Source organism: Ralstonia sp. 22111, from assembly GCF_052045895.1.
Taxonomy (GTDB): domain Bacteria; phylum Pseudomonadota; class Gammaproteobacteria; order Burkholderiales; family Burkholderiaceae; genus Ralstonia; species Ralstonia wenshanensis.
This window is the reverse complement of the sequence record NZ_JBQEPR010000010.1, coordinates 183,432-189,564: the sequence shown is the minus strand read 5'-3', so window position 1 is coordinate 189,564 and position 6,133 is coordinate 183,432. Positions and strand designations below refer to the sequence as shown.

The following is a 6,133-nucleotide window of genomic DNA, read 5'->3' as shown; positions in this document are numbered from 1 at the left end:
GGGAAAACTCGCTGCGCTCAAACAGTTCCCCGTCTTTGTTCCGCCCGCTTACACAAATTCAAGGCGCCATCTAGGGCAGGAACGTCAACGGCCGAACCGTTGGTGTGCGGGCCCTGGTGGCTCTTGTTTGTTGCTGCTGCTGCTCGCTTTGCTTCGCGTTGTGTTGCTGGTTCCTGCTGCGGTCGTGCTCTGATTGTTTGGCCGTTGGAGCCCTAGATGGCGCCTTGAATTTCTGTTGCAGAGAGGAAAAAGGAAGGGAAACTGTCTGAGCGAAGCGAGTTTTTCCCTTCCCCTCTCTGCGACATAAATTCAAGGGGAAGTCGCCATCTCGGGCGCGCCTTTCTTTTGCTTACTTTTCTTTGGCAAGACAAAGAAAAGTGAGTCAGCCCCGGCAGGGGATGAAACAAGGGATGCACCACCGAGGCAAAACCAAACAAAGAATCAAGAAACCTGGTACGCGTCACGCCAGCCAAGACCTTCAACCGTCCCAGCCTTAGGCTTGTACTCACACCCAACCCACCCGGTGTACCCAATCTCATCCAACCAACGGAACAAGAACTGGTAATTAATCTCCCCAGTCCCCGGCTCATTGCGCCCAGGGTTGTCCGCCAGCTGCACATGCTTGATCTTGTCCAGACGGCGCTTCAGCGTGCTAGCCACTTCGCCTTCCATCCGTTGCATGTGATAGATGTCGTACTGCACGTAAAGGTTGGACGCATCCACGTCGTTGATCAGGTCCAGCGCCTGCTGCGTGCGGTTCAGGTAGAAGCCTGGAATATCAAACGTGTTGATCGGCTCGATGAGCAGGTCGATCTTCTCGGCCTTCAGTGCCTTCGCCGCAAACTTCAGGTTCTCCACCAGCGTCTTGCGCGCAGCGTCTTCGCTCACGCCTTCGGGGCGAATGCCCACCAGGCAGTTGAGCTGTTTCACGCCGAGCACCTTGGCGTATTTGATGGCTTCGCCCACGCCGTCCTGAAACTCGCTCACGCGATCCGGCAGGATGGCGATACCGCGCTCGCCGCCGTCCCAGTTGCCGGCCGGCAGGTTATGCAGGACCAGGTCGAGCTGGAAGCGGTTCAGGCGATCGGCAATCTGGTCGGCATGAAACGCGTAGGGGAACAGGAACTCCACACCGCGAAAGCCCGCACGTGCGGCGGCTTCGAAGCGGTCGAGGAAGGCCTGCTCGGTGAAGAGCATGGTCAGGTTGGCTGCCAGCTTTGTCATGGTTTCTCCTGTTATCGGACGGTGAGGGAACGACGCGCCGTCTTTATGCGGTGACGCCTTCGGCTTCCGTGAGGGTGTCTTCCAGGTCGAGCACCTCTTCAAACTCGACCACGTTGTCGATCTCCGTGCCCATTGCGATGTTGGTCACGCGCTCGAGAATCACTTCCACCATCACCGGCACCGAGAACTCGGCCATCAGCAGGCGGGCCTGCGCGAAGGCGGGTTCGATGTCTTCGGGCTTGAACACGCGGATTGCCTTGCAGCCCAGGCCTTCCACCACCTTCACGTGGTCGACGCCGTAGCCGTTCAGCTCGGGTGCGTTGACGTTGTCGAAGGCGAGCTGGACGCAGTAGTCCATGTCGAAGTTGCGCTGCGCCTGGCGGATCAGCCCCAGGTACGAGTTGTTCACCACCACGTGGATGTACGGCACCTTGAACTGCGCGGCCACCGCCATCTCTTCGATCATGAACTGGAAGTCGTAGTCACCCGAGATGGCGACCACGTCGCTGTTGGGCGAGGCCACCTTCACGCCGATGGCGGCGGGAATCGTCCAGCCCAGCGGGCCTGCCTGGCCGCAGTTGATCCAGTGGCGCGGCTGGTTGACGGACAGGAACTGCGCGGCAGCGATCTGCGACAGGCCAATGGTCGACACATAGCGAACGTCGCGCGGGAAGTACTGGTTCATCTCGCGGTACACGCGCTGCGGCTTGATGGGCACGTTGTCGAAGTCGGAGCGACGCAGCATCGTGCGCTTGCGCTTCTGCACGTCGGCGTTCCAGCGCTTGCGGCACGGCAGCTTGCCGGCGGCCTTCAGCTCGCGGGCCACTTCAATAAACTTCTCCAGTGCCGCCTTGGCGTCCGACACGATGCCCAGATCCGGCCCGAACACGCGGCCGATCTGCGTCGGTTCGATATCGACGTGGATGAACTTGCGGCCCTTGGTGTACACGTCGACGCTGCCGGTGTGGCGGTTGGCCCAGCGGTTGCCGATGCCGAACACAAAGTCGGATGCGAGCAGCGTGGCGTTGCCGTAACGGTGGGACGTTTGCAGACCGACCATGCCGGCGTTGAGCGGGTGGTCATCGGCCAGCACGCCCCAGCCCATCAGCGTCGGGACCACAGGCACGTTCACCAGCTCGGCAAACTCGACCATCAGCTTGGCCGCATCGGCGTTGATCACGCCGCCGCCGCACACCAGCAGCGGGCGCTCGGCTTCGCACAGCATCGCGATGGCGCGCTCGGCTTGGGCACGCGTGGCCGCGGGCTTGTAGACCGGCAGCGGGCTGTACGTGTCGGGGTCGAATTCGATTTCGGCGACTTGCACGTCGAACGGCAGGTCGATCAGCACCGGACCCGGGCGGCCCGAGCGCATCAGGTGGAAGGCTTGCTGGAACACGCGCGGCACCAGCGCCGGCTCGCGCACGGTGACGGCCCACTTCGTGACCGGCTTGGCGATCGACTCGATGTCGACGGCCTGGAAGTCTTCCTTGTACAGGCGGGCGCGGGGTGCCTGGCCCGTGATGCACAGGATGGGAATCGAGTCTGCCCAGGCCGAGTACAGGCCGGTGATCATGTCGGTGCCGGCGGGGCCCGACGTACCGATGCACACGCCGATGTTGCCCGGCTCCGCACGGGTGTAGCCCTCGGCCATGTGCGAGGCGCCTTCAACGTGGCGGGCCAGCACGTGGTCAATGTTGCCGGCGCGGCGCAGCGCCGAGTACAACGGGTTGATGGCGGCACCAGGCACGCCGAAGGCGGTGGTGATGCCTTCTTTTTCCATCACCGCAACTGCGGCATCAATCGCTCTCATCTTCGGCATGGGGTGTCTCCAGGAATGGAAGGTGGGAATCAGTTGGAGCTGATCCTATTCCCGCATGCCGATATGGATAAACGCAGATTTCGTCAGTTGATTGCTAACTGAGAATACTGAATGGATTTGCGTGCTGCACCAATACCAAGGCAGCCAATATGCCGGAAAACCTTGAATTCAAAACGCTTTCAGGCACTTTGGTGCGACGCAGCAATGGGGCGCGGCCCGCTCGCATCGATCACATCGGCGTCCACTATTTTTGCCATTCGTCACAGGTGATATGCGCCAGAAAGCCGCAATCCTGGTACGGAATGCTCACTAAAATGGTCAGACATTGCGAACTGGAATGATGGAATGGACAAGCTCAAGCAGATCGAAGCGTTCATCGCCGTGGTGGAACACGGCAGCATGGCCGCCGCCGCGCTCACGCAAGACGTGACGCCCGTCATGATCGGACGCCGCATCAACGCGCTGGAGGCCCGCCTGGGCGTGAAGCTGCTGCACCGGTCGACTCGCCGCATTGCGGTGACGGAGCAGGGCGCGGTCTTCATGGAACAGTGCAAGAAGGCGCTGGGCGAACTGGACCGCGCGGAGCTGCTGGTTGCCGAAGGCCGTCACAAGGCGACCGGGCACCTGATCGTGTCGGCGCCGGCTGCGTTTGGCCGCAAGCACGTCGCACCGCACGCCCCGGACTTCCTGCGTGCCAACCCCGACGTGCGCATCTCGTTCAACCTGACCGACCGCGTGGTCGACCTCGTGCGCGAAGGCTACGACGTGGGCATCCGCATTGGCGGTGCGATTGATCCGAACTTCGTCGCGATCCGCCTGGCGTCGAACAAGCGCGTGGTGTGCGGCACGCCCGCGTACTTCGCCAAGCATGGTGTGCCCCGCACGCTCGATGACCTCACGCGCCACAACTGCCTCGCCTTCAACCTGCAGGGCGGTCAGCAGCGCGGCTGGTATTTCCAGCAGAACGGCAAGGCCGTCACCGTGAAGGTGAACGGCAACCTCGACTGCAACGACGGTGAACTGCTGCACCGCTGGATGGGCGAAGGTCTGGGCTTGGGCTGGCGCTCAACGTGGGAGATCCAGCCTGAGCTGGAATCCGGCGCGCTGATGACGGTGCTCGACGACTACGCGCTGCCCGACTACGACATCCTTGCCGTGTACCCGCAGCAGCGGCCGGTGCCGGCAAAGATCCGGTTCTTTATCGAGCACCTGAAGACGGTGTACGGGCAGGCGGGGTATTGGTCGCGAACGCGTTGAGCGTGCGGAAATGGATGACGGTTCCTAAACTTGTCATTAGACGCATCGCGGGTGGCGCGCTCAATGCCGGAGACGGAAGATGCTACACAGAACTGCAGTTCTCGGCGCTCTCATGCTCAGCACCTCCGCCCTGGCGTGCGATCTGACCGGGCTTGAGCACCCGCTGGTGTTCTCGCCCGGCGAGTCTGCGCTGCCGACCGCCGAAATCCTGAAACTGGCGGAATGGGATTCGCAGCTCAAAGAAGATTTTCGCAGCGGCGGCAAGTACCGGGTGCGCTTGCGGGAGGCATTGGAGCCTGCGTCCGACCCAGAACTGGCAGTGCAGCGCCTCAGAAGCATCCAGGCCGTGCTGGACGCTGTCGGCATCGAGGGCGACAAAGTCGAGTCGTCCGAGGCCGATACGCATCTGCGTGCCGCGGAACGCGACGGCGTCGCCCCCAAAATGCCGACAGCCGCCTACGTCGTTTTCCAACCGGACTGCCAAAACCCGTGTTGCCCGGGCTCCGCGCCCGCCGCTCTGCCCACTCCCGAGCGATAGGCGCTAGGTAATCACCACACGCCCCTGCGTCAAATCCCGCAGCGTGACCCGCGCGGCCGCCTCGTCCGTCACCGGCAACCGCACCGTGAGCGTGACACCTGCATCGTACGCAGCATCGACGAGCGTGTAGCCGCCATCGTCGATCCAGCGGCGGATACGGGCCTCATCGGCGTAATCCGTGGATAGGGTGAGCGTGGTGCTGGCGATGCGCTCCACGCGTTCGGCCTGCATGAGGGCGGTGGCGATGGCGTCCGTGTAGGCGCGCACCAGACCGCCGGCGCCGAGCTTGACCCCGCCGAAGTAACGCACCACGGCGCCCAGCGTGCCGTCCAGATCGTGATGGCGCAGCACTTCAAGGATGGGGCGACCAGCCGTGCCAGAGGGCTCCCCATCGTCGGACATGCCTGACTGGCCACCTGCCAGGAGCGCCCAGCAGACGTGCGTGGCAGCGGGGTGTTCGGCGCGCAGGCGTGCAATCACGTCCATGGCGGCAGCCCGGTCATCAACCGGCACGGCCAACCCGATAAAGCGGCTTTTCTTGATTTCCAGCTCGGCGGAAACCGGCGCGCGCAGCGTGTACGTCGGCACGCGCGATCAGGCTAGGAGGGCGGCTACGAGATCCGTCGCGCGGCCGCCCGGCGATTCGAACTTGAGCGAAGCCTCGGTGTGCGCCATGTGCTCTTCCATCAGGGCGATGGCGCCTTCCACGTCGCCGCGCTTGGCGGCGTCCAGGAAAGCAGTGTGTTCGTCGGACGAACGCACGGCGTCGTACGTCGACTGGTACATCATCGTGATCACCGAGCTGCGGGCTGAAAGCTCATACAGCATTTCCTTGAGCACGCTATTCCCCACCACGTCGGCCATCAGGAGGTGAAAGTCGGCCATCAGGCGATTGCGGCGCGGGACGTCAGATAAGTCGCCGCTTGCCGCCACCTTGTGTTCTTCGGCCAGGTGCTTCTCCAGCCGCTTGTAGTCGGCCGGCGTCGCTTTGGCGATGAACTCGCGCACCAGCGCGACTTCCAGCACGCGGCGTACGGCAAACACCTCGCGCGCCTCGGTCTCGTCAGGTTTGGCAACGAACGCACCGCGATCCGGCTCCATGCGGATCAGCTTGTCCTTTGCGAGCATCAGCAGCGCTGCGCGAATCTTCGTGCGGCTGACGTGGTAGACCCGCGCCAGCGCCTCTTCGCGCAGCTTGGTGCCTGGCGGCAGCCGATGCGCGACGATCGCCTGGGCGATGTCGTCGGCAATGCCTTCGGAGGAGATGTCGGCGGCGGTGGTTTCGGTCATGGTGC

Annotated in this window: 7 protein-coding genes; 3 read left to right on the top strand and 4 right to left on the bottom strand. The window is 63.1% G+C overall.

Annotated elements, in window-relative coordinates:
- Positions 1 to 193, top strand: a 193-nt coding sequence (locus ACTJK4_RS22035) for a hypothetical protein (protein ID WP_440818938.1), incomplete at its 5' end; no start/stop codon positions are given.
- 248 nt (positions 194 to 441) lie between these two features.
- Here ACTJK4_RS22035 and hyi read toward each other — a convergent pair.
- Entirely contained in the window at positions 442 to 1,224 is a 783-nt protein-coding gene (gene hyi / locus ACTJK4_RS22030) for a hydroxypyruvate isomerase (protein WP_440818937.1), read from the bottom strand.
- 43 nt (positions 1,225 to 1,267) lie between these two features.
- The gene (gene gcl / locus ACTJK4_RS22025) at positions 1,268 to 3,043 is read right to left on the bottom strand and encodes a glyoxylate carboligase (protein ID WP_260803946.1); all 1,776 of its coding nucleotides are present in this window, start codon (positions 3,041 to 3,043) and stop codon (positions 1,268 to 1,270) included.
- A gap of 345 nt (positions 3,044 to 3,388) precedes the next feature.
- On the opposite strand from gcl, the gene ACTJK4_RS22020 reads away from it, so the two are divergent.
- Both ACTJK4_RS22020 and ACTJK4_RS22015 read left to right on the top strand, forming a co-directional pair.
- Entirely contained in the window at positions 3,389 to 4,300 is a 912-nt protein-coding gene (locus ACTJK4_RS22020; protein ID WP_440818936.1) for a LysR family transcriptional regulator, read from the top strand.
- Between the two features lie 112 nt (positions 4,301 to 4,412).
- Positions 4,413 to 4,838 (top strand): hypothetical protein, encoded by a 426-nt coding sequence (locus ACTJK4_RS22015; RefSeq protein WP_440818935.1) that lies wholly within the window; start codon positions 4,413 to 4,415, stop codon positions 4,836 to 4,838.
- A gap of 3 nt (positions 4,839 to 4,841) precedes the next feature.
- Here ACTJK4_RS22015 and ACTJK4_RS22010 read toward each other — a convergent pair whose 3' ends face one another.
- Positions 4,842 to 5,426, bottom strand: coding sequence for an IMPACT family protein (locus ACTJK4_RS22010; RefSeq protein ID WP_440818934.1), 585 nt, complete (start codon positions 5,424 to 5,426; stop codon positions 4,842 to 4,844).
- 6 nt (positions 5,427 to 5,432) lie between these two features.
- Entirely contained in the window at positions 5,433 to 6,128 is a 696-nt protein-coding gene (locus ACTJK4_RS22005) for a GntR family transcriptional regulator (protein WP_024977277.1), read from the bottom strand.
- Positions 6,129 to 6,133 lie beyond the last annotated feature (5 nt).

Excerpts from the sequence above, each read along its gene's own strand:
- hyi (WP_440818937.1), bottom strand. The coding sequence starts at position 1,224 with ATGACAAAGCTGGCAGCCAACCTGACCATGCTCTTCACCGAGCAGGCC.
- gcl (WP_260803946.1), bottom strand. The coding sequence starts at position 3,043 with ATGCCGAAGATGAGAGCGATTGATGCCGCAGTTGCGGTGATGGAAAAA.
- ACTJK4_RS22020 (WP_440818936.1), top strand. The coding sequence starts at position 3,389 with ATGGACAAGCTCAAGCAGATCGAAGCGTTCATCGCCGTGGTGGAACAC.
- ACTJK4_RS22015 (WP_440818935.1), top strand. The coding sequence starts at position 4,413 with ATGCTCAGCACCTCCGCCCTGGCGTGCGATCTGACCGGGCTTGAGCAC.
- ACTJK4_RS22005 (WP_024977277.1), bottom strand. The coding sequence starts at position 6,128 with ATGACCGAAACCACCGCCGCCGACATCTCCTCCGAAGGCATTGCCGAC.